This window comes from Catenuloplanes japonicus (assembly GCF_000717135.1).
Classification (GTDB): Bacteria; Actinomycetota; Actinomycetes; order Mycobacteriales; family Micromonosporaceae; genus Catenuloplanes; species Catenuloplanes japonicus.
The window spans coordinates 15,515-36,393 of sequence record NZ_JNXY01000020.1 but is presented as its reverse complement, the minus strand read 5'-3'; the positions used below and the strand labels follow the sequence as shown (position 1 = coordinate 36,393).

General features: G+C 72.6%; 19 protein-coding genes and 5 tRNA genes. 9 read left to right on the top strand and 15 right to left on the bottom strand.

Features of this window, described 5'->3' with window-relative positions; all coding sequences use genetic code 11:
* Positions 1-4: 4 nt before the first annotated feature.
* Genes OP04_RS26015 through OP04_RS26005 form a run of 3 tightly spaced genes read left to right on the top strand, consistent with a single transcriptional unit; the run spans position 5 to position 3,128 of the window.
* Entirely contained in the window at positions 5-571 is a 567-nt protein-coding gene (locus OP04_RS26015; RefSeq protein ID WP_033342470.1) for a DUF4956 domain-containing protein, read from the top strand.
* Positions 568-1,305 (top strand): polyphosphate polymerase domain-containing protein, encoded by a 738-nt coding sequence (locus OP04_RS26010; RefSeq protein ID WP_033342469.1) that lies wholly within the window; start codon positions 568-570, stop codon positions 1,303-1,305. The genes OP04_RS26015 and OP04_RS26010 overlap by 4 nt, the downstream gene beginning before the upstream one ends.
* A gap of 59 nt (positions 1,306-1,364) precedes the next feature.
* Positions 1,365-3,128: a carbohydrate-binding domain-containing protein gene (locus tag OP04_RS26005; protein ID WP_033342468.1), complete on the top strand. Its 1,764-nt coding sequence runs from the start codon at positions 1,365-1,367 to the stop codon at positions 3,126-3,128.
* Between the two features lie 171 nt (positions 3,129-3,299).
* On the opposite strand, the gene OP04_RS26000 is transcribed toward OP04_RS26005, so the two are convergent.
* The 4 genes from OP04_RS26000 to argG form a co-directional block, all read right to left on the bottom strand.
* Entirely contained in the window at positions 3,300-4,619 is a 1,320-nt protein-coding gene (locus OP04_RS26000) for an MFS transporter (RefSeq protein ID WP_051799016.1), read from the bottom strand.
* 77 nt (positions 4,620-4,696) lie between these two features.
* Positions 4,697-6,079, bottom strand: a complete 1,383-nt coding sequence (locus tag OP04_RS25995; RefSeq protein ID WP_033342467.1) for a hypothetical protein — start codon at positions 6,077-6,079, stop codon at positions 4,697-4,699.
* Positions 6,076-6,591, bottom strand: coding sequence for a SigE family RNA polymerase sigma factor (locus tag OP04_RS25990; RefSeq protein ID WP_033342466.1), 516 nt, complete (start codon positions 6,589-6,591; stop codon positions 6,076-6,078). Before OP04_RS25990 ends, OP04_RS25995 begins: the two co-directional genes overlap by 4 nt.
* 99 nt (positions 6,592-6,690) lie before the next feature.
* Positions 6,691-8,130, bottom strand: a complete 1,440-nt coding sequence (gene argG, locus OP04_RS25985; protein WP_033342465.1) for an argininosuccinate synthase — start codon at positions 8,128-8,130, stop codon at positions 6,691-6,693.
* Positions 8,131-8,183: 53 nt separating this feature from the next.
* Between argG and OP04_RS25980 the strand changes: the two genes are divergently transcribed.
* Positions 8,184-8,840, top strand: coding sequence for an HAD family hydrolase (locus OP04_RS25980; RefSeq protein ID WP_033342464.1), 657 nt, complete (start codon positions 8,184-8,186; stop codon positions 8,838-8,840).
* Between the two features lie 195 nt (positions 8,841-9,035).
* On the opposite strand, the gene OP04_RS25975 is transcribed toward OP04_RS25980, so the two are convergent.
* From OP04_RS25975 to OP04_RS25965, 3 genes are read right to left on the bottom strand one after another with little or no spacing between them, the layout of a single operon-like run.
* Positions 9,036-9,713 carry a response regulator transcription factor gene (locus OP04_RS25975; RefSeq protein WP_051799013.1) on the bottom strand — a complete coding sequence of 226 codons (678 nt, stop codon included), beginning with the start codon at positions 9,711-9,713 and terminating at the stop codon, positions 9,036-9,038.
* Positions 9,698-10,930, bottom strand: a complete 1,233-nt coding sequence (locus tag OP04_RS25970; protein ID WP_033342463.1) for a sensor histidine kinase — start codon at positions 10,928-10,930, stop codon at positions 9,698-9,700. Before OP04_RS25970 ends, OP04_RS25975 begins: the two co-directional genes overlap by 16 nt.
* A gap of 51 nt (positions 10,931-10,981) precedes the next feature.
* Complete coding sequence (locus tag OP04_RS25965; protein WP_033342462.1) at positions 10,982-11,653, bottom strand: ArsR/SmtB family transcription factor; 672 nt, start codon at positions 11,651-11,653, stop codon at positions 10,982-10,984.
* 42 nt (positions 11,654-11,695) lie between these two features.
* Here OP04_RS25965 and OP04_RS25960 point away from each other — a divergent pair, with 42 nt between their 5' ends.
* From OP04_RS25960 to pflA, 4 genes are all read left to right on the top strand, one after another.
* On the top strand, positions 11,696-12,010 hold the full coding sequence (locus OP04_RS25960; protein WP_051799011.1) for an antibiotic biosynthesis monooxygenase family protein: 315 nt from the start codon (positions 11,696-11,698) through the stop codon (positions 12,008-12,010).
* A complete protein-coding gene (locus OP04_RS25955) occupies positions 12,010-12,402 on the top strand; it encodes an ACT domain-containing protein (protein ID WP_033342581.1) in 393 nt (130 codons plus the stop codon). Before OP04_RS25960 ends, OP04_RS25955 begins: the two co-directional genes overlap by 1 nt.
* Before the next feature lie 666 nt (positions 12,403-13,068).
* A complete protein-coding gene (gene pflB / locus OP04_RS25950; RefSeq protein ID WP_051799009.1) occupies positions 13,069-15,345 on the top strand; it encodes a formate C-acetyltransferase in 2,277 nt (758 codons plus the stop codon).
* A complete protein-coding gene (gene pflA, locus OP04_RS25945) occupies positions 15,342-16,076 on the top strand; it encodes a pyruvate formate-lyase-activating protein (protein ID WP_157240344.1) in 735 nt (244 codons plus the stop codon). Before pflB ends, pflA begins: the two co-directional genes overlap by 4 nt.
* Positions 16,077-16,081: 5 nt before the next feature.
* Here the strand turns inward: pflA and OP04_RS25940 are convergent, their stop codons facing one another.
* The 8 genes from OP04_RS25940 to OP04_RS25905 all read right to left on the bottom strand — a co-directional run bounded on the left by OP04_RS25940 (position 16,082) and on the right by OP04_RS25905 (position 20,110).
* A complete protein-coding gene (locus OP04_RS25940) occupies positions 16,082-16,648 on the bottom strand; it encodes a hypothetical protein (protein ID WP_033342461.1) in 567 nt (188 codons plus the stop codon).
* 59 nt (positions 16,649-16,707) lie between these two features.
* A complete protein-coding gene (locus tag OP04_RS25935) occupies positions 16,708-17,229 on the bottom strand; it encodes a YcxB family protein (RefSeq protein ID WP_033342460.1) in 522 nt (173 codons plus the stop codon).
* A gap of 36 nt (positions 17,230-17,265) precedes the next feature.
* Positions 17,266-17,339 (bottom strand) — tRNA-Cys (locus tag OP04_RS25930).
* A 1-nt stretch (position 17,340) separates the two neighbouring features.
* A tRNA-Tyr gene (locus OP04_RS25925) sits at positions 17,341-17,424 on the bottom strand.
* Between the two features lie 42 nt (positions 17,425-17,466).
* Positions 17,467-17,539 (bottom strand) — tRNA-Ala (locus OP04_RS25920).
* Positions 17,540-17,543: 4 nt separating this feature from the next.
* Positions 17,544-17,618 (bottom strand) — tRNA-Leu (locus OP04_RS25915).
* 18 nt (positions 17,619-17,636) lie between these two features.
* Positions 17,637-17,710, bottom strand: a tRNA-Leu gene (locus tag OP04_RS25910).
* A 267-nt stretch (positions 17,711-17,977) separates the two neighbouring features.
* A complete protein-coding gene (locus tag OP04_RS25905) occupies positions 17,978-20,110 on the bottom strand; it encodes an ATP-binding protein (RefSeq protein ID WP_157240342.1) in 2,133 nt (710 codons plus the stop codon).
* Between the two features lie 165 nt (positions 20,111-20,275).
* Here OP04_RS25905 and OP04_RS25900 point away from each other — a divergent pair, with 165 nt between their 5' ends.
* Positions 20,276-20,815, top strand: a complete 540-nt coding sequence (locus OP04_RS25900) for a histidine phosphatase family protein (protein WP_033342578.1) — start codon at positions 20,276-20,278, stop codon at positions 20,813-20,815.
* The last annotated feature ends 64 nt before the right edge of the window (positions 20,816-20,879 follow it).

Genomic DNA, 20,879 nt, shown 5'->3' with positions numbered 1-20,879 from the left:
CCCCATGTCCCGGCTCGTGCTGTTCGCGATCGACCTGGTCGCGGTGACCCTGCTGGTCTTCGGGCTCTACTTCCCACGCCACCGGCGCCGGGACCTCGTCGTCGCGTACCTCGGCGTCAACGTGGGCGTGCTGGCCGTGGCCGGGTCGCTGAGCTCCAGCAGCGTCGGCGCGGGCCTCGGGCTCGGCCTCTTCGGCGTCCTGTCGATCATCCGGCTGCGCTCCACCGAGCTGGACCAGCACGAGGTGGCGTACTACTTCTCCGCGCTCGCGCTCGGCATCCTCGGCCCGCTCAGCGGCGGCCCGTTCTGGATCGGACCGTCGCTGATGGCGCTGATCCTGGTGGTCATGTACGTCGGCGACCATCCCCGGCTGCTGCGCGGCTACCAGCGGCAGGTGATGGTGCTGGACAGCGCGATCGTCGACCGGACCGCGCTGATCGGGCACCTGGAACGGGTGCTCGGCGCGCGCGTGCACTCCGCCACCGTCGAGCGGATCGACCTGGTCAACGAGACCACCGTGGTCGAGGTCCGCTACTCGCACGCGCACGCCCCGGTCCGGGTGTTCCGGTGATCGACACGCTGGAGGCGGTCGGGCTGCCGGAGCTGCTGGAGAAGGCCGCGCTGCAGACCCGCGTCGACCGCAAGTACATGCTGCCGCTGCCGGACGCGATGGCGCTGCTCCCCCGGCTCGACCCGCGCACCCGCGTGCTGGAGATCGACGGCGCCCGCGCGTTCCGCTACGAGTCCGTCTACTTCGACACGCCCGACCTGGCCAGCTTCCGGCTCGCGGCACACCGGCGGCGGCGCAGATTCAAGATCAGGACACGGTTGTACGTGGAGTCCGCGCTCTGCTGGCTCGAGGTGAAGACCGAGGGCGGGCGCGGCGGCACGGTCAAGAACCGCCTGCCGTACCACCCGGGCGACCACGCCACGGTCGCGCCCGGCTGGTCGTTCGTCACCGGCGTGCTCGGCGACCGCGGGCTGACGCTCGCGCCGACGCTGGTCACCCGCTACCGGCGGTGCACGCTGCTCAACCCGGCCGGCGACTCGCGCGCGACGATCGACACGGATCTGCGCTGGGAGGCGCCGGACGGGCGCGGGCTCCGGCTGCCCGGGGTCGCGGTCGTGGAGACGAAGACCGGGTCGGCCGCGTGCCAGGTGGACCGGCTGCTGTGGGCGCACGGGCACCGGCCGGTGTCGATCTCGAAGTACGCGACCGGGCTGGCCGCGCTGCGACCGGAGCTGCCGGCCGGACCGTGGCGGCGGACGCTGCGGCGGCACTTCAGCCAACGCACCAACCCATAGAGCACCACGCCCTTCCCTGCCCCGGGCAGGAACCCCCTCCATCACGACAAGGACCCCGCATGCCACGCTCCACGCTCCCCAGAGTCTCTGCGCTCGCCGCCGTCGCCACGCTCGGCGTCTGGGCAGTCGCCGCCACCATGCCCACGGCCTCGGCAGCCTCGGTCGACGCCGCGCCGCAGGTGCTGGCCGCCGGCCCGGCCGCCGCCACCGCGCTCGCCGCGAACCAGGCCCACCACGACAGCGCCGCCGACCACGCCTGGAACGAGTCCGACGTCGCCGCCGTCTCGCTCACCGGTGCCTCCGCCACCACGACCAGCCCGAACGTGACCGTCTCCGGCGGCACGGTCACGGTGAACGCGGCCGGCACGTACCGTTTCTCCGGGTCGCTCACCAACGGCCAGATCGCGGTCAACAGCACCGGCACCGGCATCGTCCGGCTGATCCTCAACGGCGTCACGGTCGCGAACAGCACGTCCTCCGCCGTCAACGTGATCGCGGCCGACGAGGTCATGGTCGTGCTCCAGGCCGGCAGCACGAACCGGCTCAGCGACGCGACCACCTACAGCTACCCCTCCGGCGTGGACGAGCCGAACGCGGCGCTCTTCTCCGCCGCCGACACCACGATCACCGGCACCGGGACGCTGGCCGTGACCGGCAACGCGTACGACGGGATCGCCAGCAAGGACGGCCTCTACATCGACTCCGGCACGATCACCGTGACCGCGAAGGACGACGGCATCCGCGGCCGGGACTACGTCTACGTCGCGGGCGGCACGATCACCGCCACCTCGGCCGGCGACGGCGTCACCGCCAACAACGACGAGGACACCACCCGGGGGTACGTCTACATCGGCGCCGGCACGGTCTCCTCCACGTCCACGGCCGGCGACGCGATCAACGGCGAGACCGACGTGATCGTCACCGGCGGCGTGGTCACCGCGAAGTCCGGCGGCGGCAGCGGCGTCACGCCCGGCACCGCGTCCACCAAGGGCCTCAAGGCCGGCGTGCTCGCCGTGATCAGCGAGGGCCGGACCACGATCGACGCGTCCGACGACGGCATCCACTCCGACGCCGGCGTCACGATCGACGGCGGCACCGCCACGGTCGCGACCGGCGACGACGGCGTGCACGCGGAGACCGACGTGCGGATCAGCGCGGGCACGGTGAACGTCACCAAGTCGTACGAGGGGATCGAGGGCCTGAAGGTCTACCTCTCCGGCGGCACCGTCTCCGCCACCGCGTCCGACGACGCCGTGAACGCGTCCGACCCCACCACCGGCGAGATGCAGAACAGCCCGAACGCGCTCATCTCCGTCACCGGCGGCACGGTCACGGTCAGCGGCGGCACGGACGGCCTCGACTCCAACGGCGCGCTCACCATCGGCGGCGGCACGGTCGTGGTCGCCGGCTCGCCCACCCGCGGCGGCGGCGAGGGCGGCCTGGACTCCAACGGCGCGCTGACCATCACCGGCGGTGTGCTGCTCTCGGCCGGCATCAGCTCCACCACCAGCACGCTGCCCAGCTCGGGCCAGGGCTGGGTGCAGGTCACGTTCGGCGCGTCGCAGGCGGCCGGGACGATCGTGCACCTGGCCACCACGTCCGGCACGCAGATCGCGGTGTTCCAGTCCACGAAGGCTTTCCAGAGCGTGGTCTTCTCGTCGTCGCAGATCACCCGCGGCACCACCTACGCGGTCCGGACCGGCGGCACCGTCTCCGGCACCGCGGTCGGCGGCGGCCTCTACACCGGCGGCACGCTCTCCGGCACGCAGGTCGCCACCGCGGTCGCGGGCACGCAGTCCGGCGGGCGTCCCACGTTCGGCTGACCGCCGTTTATGACGCCCTCCGGCGGGTACCCGGAGGACACGCGATCCTCCCCCGGATAGCGCCCTTCCTTACCGGCCGCAGCGCCCCCTGCCCCCGCCGGGGTCGCTGCGGCCCCCTCCTGCGCCGGCTGACCGGCCCGTGCCGGGCCGTCGCACCGCAGGCCGCCGCGGTCAGGCGCCCCGGCGCTCCTCCGCGGTCAGCCAGGTGCCGGCGATCAGGCAGCCGACCGACGCGGCCGCGAGCAGCGCGAACGTCACCGGGAAGCCGCTCGCGACCGACACCGCGCACACCGCCGCCCCGGCCGCGCCGCCCACTCTGGACAGGATGCTGACCTGCGTGGTCCCGTCCGGCAGCTGCGCGGGCGACACTGCCGCATACGCGCCGGTCGTGCCCGCCACCATCACCAGCGCCGTCGCCGCGCCCCGCAGCACCAGCAGCGCCTGCAGCGTCACCCCATCAAGATCAAGAGCAAACGCCGTCGTGGGTACGCCGGTGAGCACCGCCCCCGCCACCACGACCGGCCCGGCGCCGTGGCGGTCCACGAGCCGCCCCGCGATCGGCAACCCGGCCACGGTCGCCAGCCCGGCCGGGATCAACAGCAGCCCGGTCCCGGACGGCGACGCCCCGCGGCCGGCCTGGAAGTACAGCGGAAGCACGATCTGCGCACCGAACAGCGCCGCACCGGAGAAGGCCACGACGACGGACGCGGCAGCGTACCGCCGAAGCATGAAGATCCTCAGGTCCAGGATCGGCCGGCGGTTGCCCCGGAACGCGAGCCATCCGCACACCGCCAGCGCGGTCAGCCCGGCGATCAGCGGAACCACCCGCCGCACCGCGCACGCATGAATGATCAGCGGCAGTCCGGTCGCGAGCAGCAGCAGTCCGGGCACGTCGAGCGCGCCGGCCGCGGCCCGGCTCCCGCGCTCGCGGGGCAGCAGGCGCGCGGCCGACCAGAGCAGCGGCAGCCCGAACGGCAGATTGACCAGGAAGATCCAGCGCCATCCGGCCGCGTCGATCAGCAGCCCGCCGGCGACCGGCCCGAGCACCGGGCCGAGCGTGACCACGAGCCCCAGCGTCCCCATCACCCGGCCGAGCCGCAGCGGCCCGACCATCCGCCCGATGATCGACTGTCCGGCCGGCAGCAGCAGCCCGCCCGCGCCCCCTTGCAGCACCCGTAGCCCGATCAGCCACTCCATGCTCCCTGCCAGCGCACACCCCGCGGACGCGACCATGAACGCGGCCAGACCCCCGAGCCACAACCGTTCCGCCCCGACGCGCCGCATCAGCCAGCCGCACGCGGGCAGCACCGCCGCGAACGCCAGCAGGTACCCGGTGGCGACCCACTGCGCCCGCGCCGGACCACCCCCGAACTCCGCCGTCAACGGCTCCAGCCCGAGCCCGACGACCGCCGCGTCCAGCCCACTCAGAAACGCCCCGCCCGACACCACCAGCCCGAGCCGCCAGGTCCGCCACGGAATCCGCTCCCCCACCGCGGCCTCCCTCCGCCCTCCCTTCATCGATACCGCGCATGCCGGGCACGCACCGCGCGCCCGGCATGACTCGCCGCTCAGGAAACGACCCGGGTCTCCGGCCGGTCGCCGACGATGCTGCCGGACTCGTCGACGAGCGGTGACACCGGTGACGAGCCGATCGCCGTGCCGTCCGCCGCGTACGCCGTCATCGTCGCCGCGGTTCCCGGTGGGATCCGGGTCTCGCCGAACCCGGCCGCGTCCAGCGGGACCGAGACCGGCGCACGCCCCGCCACCGTCACCGCGATCGTGGCCGCGCCGCGCGGCCCGATCAGGATCACCCGGTCCGTGGCGTCGTCCTCGCCCTCGGCGCGCAGCCACCAGCCGATCGGCCGCCGGTCCGCGCCGTCCGCGGGGAGCAGCAGCCGCAGGTCCTCGCGGAAGCCGTTCTGCCCGCCGTGCGCCGCGAACGCGAGCACGCCCTCGCCCGGCCGCTGCAGCGTGAACAGCGCGGCCTCCTGGCCGTTGATCATGCCGGTCCAGCGCACGCCGAGCTGGAACTCGCCGAGCGCCATGCCGCTGGCGTTCGCCTCGCTCTGCACCCAGCGGCCGAACGCGGACCGGTCGAACGGCCGGTCGCCGAGCGCGTCCGCGGCCAGCGTCTCGTACCCCGCGAAGTCCGGTGAGGGGCCGGACCAGCCCATGCCGACGCCGCCGACCTGGAAGCGGCTGCCGTCCTTGGTGATCGTCATGGTCAGTATCGGGCTCTGCGGCGCGGGCGGCAGCACCATCTCCACGACGCCGCTGCCCGGAACGCCGGTGATCGGCGGCCGGTGGTGCACGCGGCCGTCCGCGCCGTAGGTGAAGCCGTCGCTGATCGCCGCGGTGGTGCCGGACGGGCCGACCACGATCGCGTAGCCGGGCCGGTCCGCGGCGGCCATCGCCGCGGTGGCGGCCTGCTCGGTGCCGGCGACGTTCGAGATCTGCGTCATCCGGCGCGGCTCGGCGCCGGCCGGCCCCTCGTACCAGGCGAGCTGCGGGTCGGTCAGGAACCCCCAGCGCAACGGCACGTGGGCGAGCGCGAGGCGGACGTCGCCGAGGTCGCCGGCGTACAGAAATTTGATCTTGCTCCGGTCCGCGACCATCCAGTTCTCGCGCTGTTCCGGCATGTCCTGGATCGCGTCGCGCATGCCGTCCAGCCAGGCGGTGTCGCCGGCCAGCGAGCCCCGGAGCGGGCTGTCCAGCAGCGCGCCGTTGCTGGCCGCGATCGCGATGCCGGGCGCCCAGCCGGGCATCGGCACGCCGCCGAACTGCAGCAGGGCCAGCACGACCAGGCCGGCCGCCACCACGCCGACGCGGGCGCGCCGGGTACGGCGATGCCGCTTCTCCCGCCCGGCGAACGCCGGCCACGGGTCCTCGGGCAGGTCCAGCGCGGCGGCGGAGCCGGCCAGCCGGTCACGCAGTGTGGTCTCGATATTCATGCGCGGCTCTCCTGTAGCACGGCGGGAAGGGGCGTCTCGAGCTGCGCGCGCAGGCGTTGCAGGCCGCGCGACACCTGGCTCTTCACGGTGCCGACCGAGCAGCCCATGGCCGCGGCCGTGTCCGTCTCGGTGAGGTCCTCGAAGTAGCGCAGCACCAGCGCGGCCCGCATCCTCGGCGGCAGCGTGCGGAGCGCGGCCATCAGCTGTTGCCGTTCGAGCACCTGCCGGTACGGGTCCCCGTCCGCCATCCGCTCCTCCGGAGGCTGCTGGGGTATCTCGCCGTTGCCGCGCCGGCGCCGCCAGGAGATCGCGGTGTTGACCATCGCCTTGCGCACGTACGCGACCGGCGCATCCATCCGGGACACCCGCCGCCACTTGCGGTGCGTCTTCTCCAGCGCGGTCTGGACCAGGTCCTCCGCGTGGTTCCGGTCGCCGGTGAGCAGGTAGGCGGTCCGCGTCAGCGGCCCCCACTGCGCCCGGACGAACTCCCGGAACCCGTCGTCAGTTGACATCACACACGGCAAACGCCCCCAGCCCGTCCGATGGTTGAGAGCAGAACACGAAGAAGCCGGCCGCGGAAACCTCCCGCGACCGGCTTCTGCGCACGACGATCAGTCGGTGCCGAACTCCATCGCCGCCGCGTCCAGCAGCTGGTCGTCGGCGGGCGGCGTCGGGCTGGCCGCGATCGCGTCCGCGCCGCCGGCCGGCATGGTGCCGATCAGCGTGGTGGTGGACGGCTGGGCCGCGATGACCTGGGCGCCGCCGACGATGCCGATCCGCGCGTACTGCTCCAGCCGGGCGCGCGAGTCCGCGATGTCGAGGTTGCGCATGGTGAGCTGGCCGATGCGGTCGAGCGGGCCGAACGCGGCGTTCTCCGTACGCTCCATGGAGAGCTTGTCGGGGTGGTAGCTGAACTCCGGGCCGGTGGTGCTGAGGATCGAGTAGTCCTCACCGCGACGGAGCCGCAGCGTGACCTCGCCGGTGACGGCCGCGCCGACCCAGCGCTGGATCGACTCGCGGCTCATCAGCGCCTGCGGGTCCAGCCAGCGGCCCTCGTAGAGCAGCCGGCCGAGCTTGCGGCCCTCATTGTGGTAGGTCGCCAGCGTGTCCTCGTTGTGGATCGCGTTGACCAGCCGCTCGTAGACGATGTGCAGCAGCGCCATGCCGGGCGCCTCGTAGATGCCGCGGCTCTTCGCCTCGATGATCCGGTTCTCGATCTGGTCGCTCATGCCGAGGCCGTGGCGGCCGCCGACCGCGTTCGCCTCCAGCACCAGGTCGACGTCGGAGCCGAACGTCTTGCCGTTGATCGCGACCGGGCGGCCCTGCTCGAAGCGGACCGTCACGTCCTCCGGCAGGATCTCGACGGACGGGTCCCAGAACTTGACGCCCATGATCGGCTCGACCAGCTCCAGGCCGACGTCCAGGTGCTCCAGCGACTTGGCCTCATGGGTCGCGCCCCAGATGTTCGCGTCCGTGGAGTAGGCCTTCTCGGTGCTGTGCCGGTACGGCAGGTCGCGCGCCTGCAGCCACTCGGACATCTCGTGCCGGCCGCCGAGCTCGTCGACGAACGCGGCGTCGAGCCACGGCTTGTAGATGCGCAGCGACGGATTGGCCAGCAGCCCGTACCGATAGAAACGCTCGATGTCGTTGCCCTTGAACGTGGAGCCGTCGCCCCAGATCTGGACGCCGTCGTCGAGCATGGCGCGGACCAGCATGGTGCCGGTCACGGCGCGGCCGAGCGGGGTGGTGTTGAAGTACGCCCGCCCGCCGGAGCGGATGTGGAACGCGCCACAGGCGAGCGCGGCGAGGCCCTCCTCGACCAGCGCGGCGCGGCAGTCGACGAGGCGGGCGATCTCGGCGCCGTACTCACCGGCGCGGCCGGGCACGGAGGCGATGTCGGGCTCGTCGTACTGACCGATGTCGGCCGTGTACGTGCAGGGCACGGCACCCTTCTCGCGCATCCACGCGACCGCTACGGAGGTGTCGAGACCACCGGAGAAGGCGATTCCGACGCGTTCGCCGGCGGGCAATGACGTAAGCACCTTGGACACACCGGAATTATATGCAGACACACGTATGATCATGCAACTGGGATACTGAGACCGTGACGATCCGTGCGTTGATCTTCGACTTCGACGGCCTGCTGATGGACACGGAGACCACGCTGCTGGACAGCTGGCGCGCCGAGTGGCAGCGGCACGGGCTGAAGCTGGACCCGGCGGGCTTCTTCGCGGACCACGGCGGCGACGTCAGCGAGTCCCGCTACGCCGCGCTGGCCGCCGCGGTCGGCGCGCACTACGACCGCGAGGTCAGCCACCGGCGCCGCCAGGAGCACCGGCTCGCGCTCAACGCCGCGCTCGTCCCCGCGCCCGGCGTGCGGGCCTGGCTGGACCGGGCCGCCGCGCTGCACCTGCGCCTGGCCGTGGCCAGCAGTTCCCCGCTGCCGCACGTCGGCGCACTGCTGGACCAGGCCGGCCTGCGCGACCGCTTCGAGGTGCTGGCGACCGGCGACGAGGTGCCCGCGCACAAGCCCGACCCCGCGGTCTACCTGCTGGCGCTGCGCAAGCTCGGCCTCGGCCCGGCCTCCGCGCTCGCGTTCGAGGACACGCCGCACGGCGTCGCCGCCGCACAGGCCGCCGGTCTGCGCTGTGTGGCGGTCCCGAACCCGCACGCCGACCACGCCCGGTTCGGCGCCGCCGACCTGCTGCTGACCAGCGCGGCCGACCTCACGCTCGACGATCTGATGATCAAAATCAAATAGCCGTGGGTACGCCCGCCGCGTAGCCGTCCCGCTCCGTGACCGACGATCCGGCCGCGGGGCCCGGCGCCCGACGATCGGGCAAGCGCGCGAATCACCGCGGTCCTCGGCGCCGCCTACGGCCCGGAGAAGCCGGACGGGCCGGTCGCGCGCAGGGCGTACCCCCGTGGGTTCTTGATCTTCTGTTTCCTGCCGGCCTCAGGCCAGGTAGGCGAGCACCGCCAGCACGCGCCGGTGGTCGTCCGGGGCCGGCGGCAGATCCAGCTTCGTGAAGATGTTCGCGATGTGCTTGGCCACGGCCGCCTCGGAGACGACCAGCGCGCGGGCGATCGCGGCGTTGGACCGGCCCTCCGCCATCAGCCCGAGCACCTCCCGCTCACGCGGCGTGAGCCGCCGGATCGGCGCGCGGCCGTGCCCGAGCAGCTGACGGACCACCTCCGGGTCGATGACCGTGCCGCCGGCCGCGACCCGCCGCAGCGCGTCCTCGAAGTCGCGCACGTCCCCCACCCGCTCCTTGAGCAGGTAGCCGACGCCGCCGGCCGCGGACTCCAGCAGCTCGGACGCGTAGGTCCGCTCGACGTACTGACTGAGCACCAGCACCGGCAGGCCGGGCGTGGCCGCGCGCAGCCGGAGCGCGGCGCGCAGTCCCTCGTCGGAGAAGCCGGGCGGCATGCGCACGTCCGTGACCACGACGTCCGGCCGGTGCGCGGTGACGGCCTCGACCAGGCCGGGCGCGTCCGAGGCCTCCGCGACCACGGTGTGCCCGAACCGTTCCAGCACCCCGATCAGGCCGGCCCGCAGCAACGCGCCGTCCTCGGCCAGCACCACGGTCAGTGCGCCTTCCGGCTTCCGCGCACCGGTCAGTGGGGCACGCACGGAAGTTCCACCCGGACCAGCGTGGGCCCGCCCGCGGGTGAGGACAGCCGCAGCCGCCCGTCGCCGACCGCCACCCGGTCGGCCAGCCCGATCAGCCCGGACCCGGCGCCCGGTGCGGCCCCGCCCCGGCCGTCGTCACGTACCTCCAGCACCAGCACATCCTCCCGCAGCCGCGCGTGCACCGTGGCGCGGGCCGCGCCGCTGTGCCGGGCCACGTTCGCCAGCGCCTCGCAGGCCGCGTAGTAGGCGGTCTCCTCCACCGCGTTCGGCAACCGGCCGGGCAGCGCCACGTCCACCTCGACCGGCACCGGCGAGCGCCCGGCCACGTCCCGGACCGCCGCCTCCAGCCCCCGGTCCGTGAGCACGTGCGGGTGCACGCCGCGAATGAGCTCGCGCAGGTCGGCCAGCGCCTGCTTCGCCTGCCCGTGCGCCTCCGCGACGCGCGCGTCCGCGGCCGAACCCGGCTCCAGATCCAGCCGGGCCAGCCCGAGGTTCATGGTCAGCGCGACCAGCCGCTGCTGGGCGCCGTCGTGCAGATCCCGCTCGATGCGCCGCCGCTCCACCTCGAACGCGCTGAGCAGCCGCGCCCGGGACGCGGACACGTCCCGCAGCCGCTCGCCGATCTCCGTGTCACGCGGCGCCAGCACCGCCCGGGTGAGCGCGCCCCGGGCCGCCGCCCAGCAGGTCATCGGATAGGCCGCGACCGGCGTCATGACCAGCCCGATCAGCACCGGCACCGCGGTCCACCAGCCGGCCTCGTCCGTCACCCACCACGGCGAGCTGATCGCCACGCCCGGCACGCCGAGCGTGACCCCGAGCATGCCCAGGTCGATCCACCACAGCCCCGCCACGCTGAGCATCGTGTAACCGAACTCGCGCCAGGTCGCCTGCTCCCGGAGCCGGGCGAGCGGCCACTTCCGCCAGTTCCCCACCGGCCGGTGCGGGTTGACCGGCACGTCCGCGTCGACCAGCCGCAGCCGCCAGCGCTCGAACCGGGCCACCACCACACCGGACAGCACGAACGCGGGCAGCGCGACGAACCCGACCAGCAGGATCGCGCTGAGCGCGCCGCCCACGACCAGCACGAGCAGCCCCGTCATCGTGACCGCCCCGAGCAGCACCCCGCTCAGCAGGTAGGCGAGCGCCCGCCACGGCCACCACGACGCCAGAAACGCCAGTGGCCGCAGCGTCACCGCCTGCCACGCCGTCCGCACCATCACACCGTTTGACGCTACCGGCGCGATCCCGTCCCGTCGCTAGTGCAGGCTCTACCCCAGTTCGCATCCGAAGCGGGTGCGCAGGCCCTCGCGTCCGGCATCGGTCACCCGGACCGCGCGGCTGGACCGGTCGCGGATCAGCCACTCCAGCTCCACCAGCCTGGTCAGCACGGCCGCGCCGAGCGCGCCGGCCAGGTGGTGGCGGCGCTCGCTCCAGTCCAGGCAGGGATGCGCGAACGAACGCCGGGACCGGCCCGCCGCGCCCACGTCCACCCCGAACGAGGTCAGCGTGTCCGGGTCGAGCAGGGGAAAGCCGTCCGGCCCGAGGATCCCGCGGGAGACGAACGCCTCGGCCAGCCGGACACCCGCGTGCCCGGCAAGGTGGTCGTAACAGGTGCGGGCCGCACGCAGCGAGGCCGCCACGCGAGACTGGCGCAGCGAGCGCACCGGCCGCACCGGCGCCAGGACCGCCAGCGCCTCGAACGCCCGCCCCGCACGCTCATCCGCCAGCCGGTAGTAACGATGCCGCCCCTGCGCCTCGACGGCCACCAGGTCCGCCTCCAGCAGACGCCGCAGGTGAGCGCTGATCGTGGCCGCCGTGACGTCGCAGGCGCGGGCCAGCTCACCCGCGGTCAGCGCCCGGCCGTCCAGCAGCGCCGCGATCACGGACGCACGCGTCCGGTCCGCGAAGAGCCCCGCCACCGCCGCCACGTCCGCATCCATATTTCGACCGTAGCGCAAATATCGTGGCCGTACGGTCGAGCCATGATTGCCATGATCTTCGAGTTCTGGTTCGACCCCGGTGATCCCGCCGCCCACCGCGAGTACCTGGCCGAGTCCGACCGCCTGCGCGCGCTCCTGCCCACCATCCGCGGCCTGGAGAAGATCGAGAAATTCCAGAGCGTTTCCGACCCTCACCGGTACGTCGCGATCGCCGCCTTCGAGGACGAGGCCTCGGTCGCCGCCTGGCGCCGGAACCAGGACCATCGCCGCGCCCAGGAACTGGGCCGGGACCGCTTCTTCGCCGGATACCGCCTCCGGATGGCCGAGGTCGTCCGCGACTACGGCCTGGAGGCGTGATGTTCGACCTGACCATCCGCGTGGCGGACCACGTCGGCGCGCTGGCCGAGATCGGCGAGGCCCTGGGCGCCGCCGGCGTCAGCATCGAGGGCGGCGGCGCCTTCGGCCCGGTGGCACACTTCCTGGTCGCGGACCCCGAGGCAGCGCTGCGGGCGCTCGGCCCGGACCGGATCATCGCCGTCCGCAAGCCGCTCGTGCAGCGCCTGGACCAGGAGACGCCCGGCCAGGTCGGCGCGCTCACCCGTCTGATGGCCGACGCCGGCATCCGCATCGATGCCCTCTACAGCGACCACACCGGAAACCTGATCCTCCTGGTCGACAACCCCGAAGCAGGCGCCACCGTCTCCGCCACCTGGACAGCCCACCAGCAAACCTCGACGACCACGAACTAGCGCCCGGTCCTCTCCCGTTCCCGCACAGCCGCCAGCACCACGCCCCGCCCTCATCCCGCATACCAAGGGAAGTATTCCAATATTCAGGACTCAAGATCCTTGCGTACGCCACCGCTGTTATTCCGGCCGAATAACAGCGGTGGCGTACGCAAGGATCTTGGGCGCTCTCCCGCCGCAGCCCGGACAGGCATTTTGCCCTATATGCGCAAGCGCCCATGGGGCAGACAGGCCGCACGAACCCCAGCCACCGAGGCATCTGCAGCTGACGCTCGTTCCCCTGCATCGGAGCCCCAGCGCTCCTGCCGGAAGCAGAACAGCACCAGCCCGCCTAAAGCAACCAATACGCCGAAATTTCGGACGCGGAGAGCGCAGAGAGCGCAGAGAGCGCGGAAGGCCCGGAAGTAGCCGATCGCCGTAACCCGCACAGGTCTGCCGGACCACGACGCAACCGGCTCCTCGCGTCGTGCGGAGCGCCAGCGGAGCCCGGCGCGAGGTTTGCCCGCGGGAGCAACGCTGCCGGACCACGCCGGAAGCGGGACATGAATTAGATCTTGATCTGGCTCGGCCCGATGATCCCGCGGGGCCCTGAGGGCCGGGACCTCCGGCCCTGTCCGTGCGCAGCGGGCACGACGACGCTGGCAGGTGACGATGGAAGGGAGGCCGGTGATGACGGCACAGGTGCAGGCACGGGCGGAGGCGCGGCCAGGGGTGGCGGAGCGCGAGCCCTGGCGGGGCTTTTCTGACGGTGGCTGGCGTGCGGCGATCGACGTGGCCGGGTTCATCCGGGAGAACTACACGCCCTACGAGGGCGATCACCACTTCCTGACCGGCGCCACCTGCCGCACGCTGGACGTCTGGGCGACGCTGCAGGCGATGTTCCCGGCGGAGCGCGAGCGCGGGATCTACGACGTCGACGCGCGCACCCCGTCGACGATCACCAGCCATCGCCCCGGTTACATCGACCGCGACAACGAGCTGATCGTGGGCCTGCAGACGGACGCCCCGCTGCGCCGCGCGATCATGCCGAACGGCGGCCTCCGGATGGTGGAGAACGGGCTCAAGGCCTACGGCTACGCGCTGGACCCGCGCGTGAAGGAGACGTTCGGGACGTACCGCAAGACGCACAACGAGGCCGTCTTCGACGCCTACCCGCAGGCGGTGCTGCAGGCCCGGCGGTCGCACATCATCACCGGGCTCCCGGACGCCTACGGTCGTGGGCGGATCATCGGCGACTACCGGCGGGTGGCGCTCTACGGCGTGGACTTCCTGATCGCGGCGCGGCAGCGGACCAAACTGGACCTGGACGCGGCCCGCTCGACGGAGAACGTGATCCGGGACCGTGAGGAGCTGGCCGAGCAGATCCGCGCGCTGCGTGAGCTGAAGGAGATGGCCGCGGGCTACGGTCACGACATCTCCGGGCCGGCGACGAGCGGGCGCGAGGCGATCCAGTGGCTGTACTTCGCCTACCTGGCCGCGACGAAGGAGCAGAACGGTGCCGCGATGTCGCTGGGCCGGACCGCCACGTTCGTGGACGTCTTCCTGCAGCGGGATCTGGACGAGGGCACGCTGACCGAGATCGAGGCGCAGGAGCTGGTCGACGACTTCGTGATCAAGCTGCGGATCGTGCGGTTCCTGCGGACGCCGGAGTACGACGCGCTCTTCTCCGGCGACCCGACCTGGGTGACGGAGAGCCTCGGCGGTCTCGGCGCGGACGGTCGCCCGCTGGTGACCCGGACCAGTTTCCGCTACCTGCAGACGCTCTACAACCTGGGCCCGGCGCCGGAGCCGAACCTGACCGTGCTCTGGTCGGCACGGCTGCCCGAGGGCTTCAAGCGGTTCTGCGCGCAGGTGAGCCTGGACACGAGCGCGATCCAGTACGAGAACGACGACGCGCTGCGCCGGGAGTACGGCGAGGATGCCGCGATCGCCTGCTGCGTGTCCGGCATGCGGGTCGGCAAGCAGATGCAGTTCTTCGGCGCGCGGGCGAACGTGGCGAAGGCGCTGCTCTACGCGATCAACGGCGGCCGGGACGAGATATCCGGCGAACAGGTGGCACCGGCGACAAATCCCGTTAAATCAGATGTCCTCGACTTCGGCGAGGTGGTCACGGCCTATGAGCGCACGCTCGACTGGCTGGCGGAGACCTACGTCGACGCGCTCAACGTCATCCACGCCATGCACGACAAATACTCCTACGAGCGCCTGGAGATGGCGCTGCACGACTACCCCGTCCACCGCTTCCTGGCGACCGGCATCGCGGGCCTGAGCGTGGCCGTCGACAGCCTGTCCGCGATCCGGTTCGCGACGGTGAAGCCGATCCGGGACGAGACCGGCCTCGCCGTCGACTACGAGATCGTGGGCGACTACCCGAGCTTCGGCAACAACGACGACCGGGTGGACGCGATGGCCACCTGGCTGGTCGAGACGTTCATGTCACGGATCCGGCGGCAGCCGGCCTACCGGGGCGCGGAGCCGACCATGAGCGTGCTGACGATCACGTCCAATGTGGTCTACGGCAAGCACACCGGCAACACGCCGGACGGCCGCCGCGCCGGGCAGCCGTTCGCGCCGGGTGCGAACCCGATGAACGGCCGGGACAGGCACGGGCTGGTCGCGGCCGCGCTCTCGGTGGCCAAGCTGCCCTACGCGTCCGCGCGCGACGGGATCTCGCTGACCTGCACGGTCACGCCGGACGGGCTCGGCCACACGCGCGAGGACCGGATCAGGGACCTGGCCGGCGTGCTGGACGGGTACACCGGGACCGGCGGCTTCCACATGAACGTCAACGTGCTGGACCGCGCGACGCTCGAGGACGCGATGGAGCACCCGGAGAAGTATCCGCAGCTCACCGTGCGGGTGTCCGGTTACGCGGTGAACTTCGTGCGGCTGACGCGGGAGCAGCAGCACGACGTGATCTCCCGGACGTTCCACGGGAAGCTGTGAGGATCGAGGGGGCCGTCCACTCGTTCGACACGTCGATCGGCGTGGACGGTCCGGGCACGCGTTTCGTGGCGTTCCTGGCCGGCTGCCCGCTCCGCTGCCGGTACTGCCACTCCCCCGACACCTGGTACCGGCGCAGCGGCACGCTGATGACCGTGGACGACCTGATGTCCCAGGTCGCGCGGTACGAGCGGTTCATCAAGGTCAGCGGCGGCGGCGTGACGCTGAGCGGCGGCGAGCCGTTGCAGCAGGCCCGGTTCGCGGAGGCGTTCCTGCACGCCGCGAGGATGCGCGGCCTGCACACCGCGCTGGACACGTCCGGCTTCTACGGCGACCGCGCCTCGGACGCGCTGCTGGACGCGGTCGACCTGGTGCTGCTGGACGTGAAGTCCCGGGATCCGGCCACCTATCGGCGGGTGACCGGGACCGGCGAGGTCGCCCCCACGCTGCGCTTCGGCCGTCGCCTCGCGACCCTGCACAAACCGATGTGGGTACGGTTCGTGCTGGTCCCGGGCCTGACCGACGACCCGGCGAACGTGGCCGGCATCGCGGACTACGTCGCGGAGCTGCCCACGGTCGAGCGGGTGGAGGTGCTGCCGTTCCACCGGCTCGGGCAGCACAAGTACGAGGCGATCGGCCTGGAGTTCCCGTTGCGGGACACGGTGCCGCCGGCCGAGGAGGCGGTGGAGGCCGCGCGCGACATCTTCCGCGCGCGCGGCCTGACCGTCACGTGAGCCTTCTACTTGAGGCGGTGCAGCAGGCCGAACGGCTCGGCGAGCGCGCCGTCCTGGGCCAGCGCGCGGAAGTCGTCCTCGACGTCCGCGCGGGTCAGCGCGCCGGCCCGGACGGCCGCGCACCGGACCACGTGCCAGAGGAACACGTCCAGGTTGTCGAAGCGGGTGCCGGCCTCCAGCACCTCCTCCTCGTGGAACCAGACCGCGACCTGCCCGTTCTCCAGCACCACGTAGTAGTTGCCGTCGCCGTCGGCGCCGAGCGCGTACACGTCGTCGTCGGTCAGCTCGGTCTCGTAGTCGGAGTCGAGGATGCCGCAGTCGTTGGCCTCGAAGTCGAAGCCGTACGACCAGTCGTACATGTCGAGCATCTGCGGGAACGTGCCGGTGCGCACCCGGCGGTCCAGGCCGGTGAGCGCGGCCGCGTCCGCCGGGCTCATCCGGGCGGCGAGCGGCGCGACCGGACGGGTGTCCGCGGGGACGGAGACGGCCGATGCGCCGGGAAGCCAGCGGGCCAGGTCGGCGTCGAGGTCACGCTCGACGTATCCGGTGAGGTCAGCCACGGTGAGGGTCACCAGCGGAGCGTAACCAGCCGCCGCCAGGGGTGTCAGCTGTCCGAAAGGATCGCCCCGGGTCAGCCGCCCGCGCGGATCGGCTCGTCGAGGACCAGCCCGCGTTCGGTGATGAAGTCGACCAGCACGCGCTCCTGCTCCTCGGTGAGCGGCTTGCGCGGCACGTCGAAGGACTGGCCGCCGGCCTCGGCGCGGAAGAAGTAGGCGTCCGGGATCTTCACCGCGTAGCGGATCGCGGCCCAGCTCCACGACGTCCGGCCGATCGGGGTGGTGGCCTCCAGGGCCTCGTCCGTGATGAGCCAGTCGCGCGGCGAGCACCAGGACGCGGGCACGACCGTCTCGGCCTCCCAGCGCTCCCGGGCACGGATGCACAGGCCGGTCGCGATCATGATCAACGCGAGCCCGCCCAGCGCCAGGTCGTTGGGGACGCCCCGCATCAGCAGGGCGGAGACGGCCCAGACCGCGCCGGCGACGGCCAGCAGCACCGCGCCGACCAGGCTCGGCATCGCGGCCAGCCGGGCAGTCGACGCCATCTGCTGGCGGAAGTACTCCCGGGGGCGAGCGTACGTGAACTCGATTCGCACCGCCTGATCGTAGGGTGTCGCGCGAATCGGACACTGTGGAGGCCGCGACCGGATTCGAACCGGCGTGCCGCGATTTGCAGTCGCGTACCTCACCACTCGGACACACGGCCGTGCGGGCGGCAGGATTCGAACCTGCTCAGACGCAGTGCAGCCGGTTTACAGCCGGCCCCGACTCTCCAACGTCGGCGCGCCCGCGAGGGGCCGGTCCGGCGCGTGCACGCCGGACCGGGTGTTGCGTGGAGTCGACAGGGCTCGAACCTGCCACCTCTGCAGTGCGAAAGCAGCGCTCTTCCCGATGAGCTACGACCCCTCCGTGCCCGGGATGCGATTCGAACGCACACTGTCGCCGCCCTGAACGGCGCGCCTCCTGCCAGTTGGGCTACCCGGGCCCGATGTATTCAATTGCGTGCCTCCGGCGCGATTCGAACGCGCAACACCGGCGTCCTCAACGCCGTTCCTCTACCAATTGGGATACGAAGGCATGGTGATATCAGGAATTGGGAATTGAATTGACCGGGGCATGAAAAAACCGCCCGGTCCCGGCTGTCGGGAGGGGCGGCGTGGTCTCGCGCTGACGCTGGTCAGCTGAGATAACCGCCCCGATCGGCAAGGAGGGCCTGATATAGACAGTCCAGGTCCAGCCGCGCCGCGGCAGCCGCCGCGAGAAGCTTCTGACCCGACATGACTAGTCTCCCTACAACTCGCCTTGGTCTCCGGACCTCCCGGAGCCACCCCCCCCCGGCGGCTCTTACTCCTCGCCCAGCCAGAGCCGGTCGCAGACCGCCGCCAGGCCCAGCGTCAGGTGCCGGCGATAGGTGCTGAACGGCAGGCCCAGCCGCCGCGCCGCCGCCTCCTGCGTCGGCGCGCCGCTCAGGAACGTGGTGGTCAGCACCCGATGCTGCTTGGCCGTGCGCGCCTGCCGGCTCAGCGCCTCCACCGCGGACGCCAGCGTCGTCCGGAGCGCCGCGACCGGGTCCGCCGCCTCCCGTACCAGGCCGGTGCGCAGCAGCGCGCTCCCGGCCAGCCGTTCCGGCCGGCGCCAGACGCGCAGCGCGGCCCGCACCTCCGCGTCGAACTCGGCCCGGGTCAGCACGGTCAGCCCGGACTCCACGCGCGGCGGCAGCGCCTCCACCGGGCGCGTGGAGTTGCCGGCCAGCCACTCCGCCGCCGGCGCGGCCCGCCAGTCGTGCGCGTAGATCTGCCGCTCCCGCCCGCCCGTGATCGCGGTCAGGCCGGTGGACGTCATGTCGAAGTAGCGCAGCGCGCCGGTCCAGGTCGCGGGATCGTCCGTGGCCAGGAACGACCACCCCGGGCCGTCCGCCCGCACGACCCGCCCGAGCACCCGGTAGACGGCCAGATCCTGCACGGCCGCGGCCCGGCGGCGCTCCTGCGGGTCGGCCAGCCGCTCGCCGGCCGGGCGTTCCGCGGCCGGGGCGCCCGCGGCGGGCCGGGCCACGAAGCGCAGCACGTCCAGCTCGTCGCCGTTGCCCAGCGGCGCGGCCGTGTGCGTGTACGCCCACGCGGCCGCCAGCACCGGGTCGCGCTCGCACTCGGCCGCGTCCTCCGCGCCGAGCCGCAGCAGCGCGGAGAAGCCGATCAGCCGGCCGCGGCGCGGACGCGGCTCCAGCGGATGGAACGGCCCGCCGCGGTTCGTGTCCAGCAGCGGGATCGGCTCCTCCCACCGGTACGCCCGGAACGCGGACGGCTGTCGCGCGAACCAGTACGCCACCAGCTCCGGCTCGTCGCTGAGCGCCAGCAGCACGGGCAGCTCCGCCGGGTCGACCGCGTCCTCGTAGACGCCGCTGGTCGCGAGCGCGCCGTCGTCCGGGCCGGTCGGCTGGCCGAGGATCGCGTCGTAGAACGCGGTCGCGCCGAACCGGCGGTGCAGGTAGCCGAGCATGACCATGGCCGGCATCACCGCGTCCCCGGCCGCGACCCGGGCGCGCGCGAACAGGTAGTCACGGAGGCGCGCGTGCAGCGCACGGTGGCCGTCCGGGTCACGCATCGCCAGCTGCGCCTCGACCGTGTGCCGGACCGCGCCGTTCGGCACCAGCCCGAACGGGGACGCGTGCATGAACGGCCGGGTGCGCAGCCACTCGAACATCGCGGCCGCCTCGTCGCCGGTCACGGCACGCAGCAGGTCTTCGGTGATGACCACGGAGTGCGCCGCGGCCTGCAGCGCGAGCCGGTGCGTGGCGGACGGCATCGGCCCGGCCAGTGCCTCGACCACGCGGTCCAGCAGCTCGGCCGGGGGTGCCCAGCGCTCGCCGTCCACGGTGGAGTACCCGGCGGTGCGGGCCGCGAGCGTGAGCGCGGACGGGTTCCCACCGGCGAACGCGATCATCTCGTGGCGCAGGTGCGGGGCCACGCCGAAGCGGTGCAGCAGCGAGCCGGCGTCCGGACGGCTGAGCGGGCCCAGCGACAGCGGGCGAATCGCCTGGGACCAGCCGGGGTCCGCGCTCCACCGCGTCACCGGCGAGCGGCGCGCGGTCAGCACCACGCGCGCGTCGACCGGCAGCCGGGGCAGCAGGCCGTCGACCAGCCACGCCTCCAGGTCCGGAATCCGGTCCGCGTCGTCGATCAGCACCACGGTCGCGTCGTCGCCGTCCGGGCCGTCGTCTCCGGTCCGGCCGCCGTCGACGGTCAGCACGGTCCGCCCGGCCGCCCGCGCCTCCTCGGCGAACCGGTGCAGCAGCGCGGTCTTGCCGATCCCGGCCGGGCCCTCGGCGACCAGCAGCACGTGCGGGCTGTCCGGGCGCAGCAACTCACGGAAGGCCGCGATCTCCGGCTGCCGGCCCAGGAACGTCTGCCGGTAGGTCAGGCGAAGCCGGTCGGTGACGGAGCGGATTCCGAGGGTGCCCAACGTTCTCACAGCACTCACTCGTCACACCGTAGAGTCACCGCGCACCAGGTTCAATCTGCGGAAAGTGATACTTGGCGTTACAGAAACCCGTCCTTTCGCATACCAGGAGTTATATTGCCCGGTCGTGGCCGTCACAGTTCGTAGGGGAGATCATCCAATAGGGACGAACGCCATACTTGTCGGATGAGATACATCCACCTGGTCCGGCACGGCGAGGCAGACGGCGGCGTACTCACCGGGACCGGACGCCGGCAGGCCACGGCCACCGGGAAGCGGCTGGCGGCGCTGCCGATCACGGCACTGCACCACGGGCCGCTGCCGCGCGCGGCGGAGACCGCGCGGCTCATCGCGGCGGAGCTGCCGGGCGTGCCGGTGCGCGAGTCAGAGGCCTGCGGTGACTACATCCCGCCGGTCGGCGACCGGGCCGCGCTGCCCCGGGTCTTCCAGGACTTCCTGGCCGGGGTCACGGACGAGGAGTACACGTCCGGGGAGGCGCTGGCCCGCGCCGCGCTCCGGGAGCACGCGCGGCCGGCGGACACGGAGACGCACGAGCTGATCGTCACGCACGCGTTCACCGTGGGCTGGTTCGTCCGGGACGCGCTGGACGCGCCGGAACCACGCTGGCTCGGCCTCAACGCGGTCAACTGCGGGCTCACCACGATCCTGTACCGGCACGGCCGTCCGCCCGCGCTGGTCGCGTTCAACGAGGTCAGCCACCTGTGATCTGCGGCTCACCCGACCGCTTATCTTGACAAACGCGTGCAACAGGAGGCGTAGCCCGGGTGCC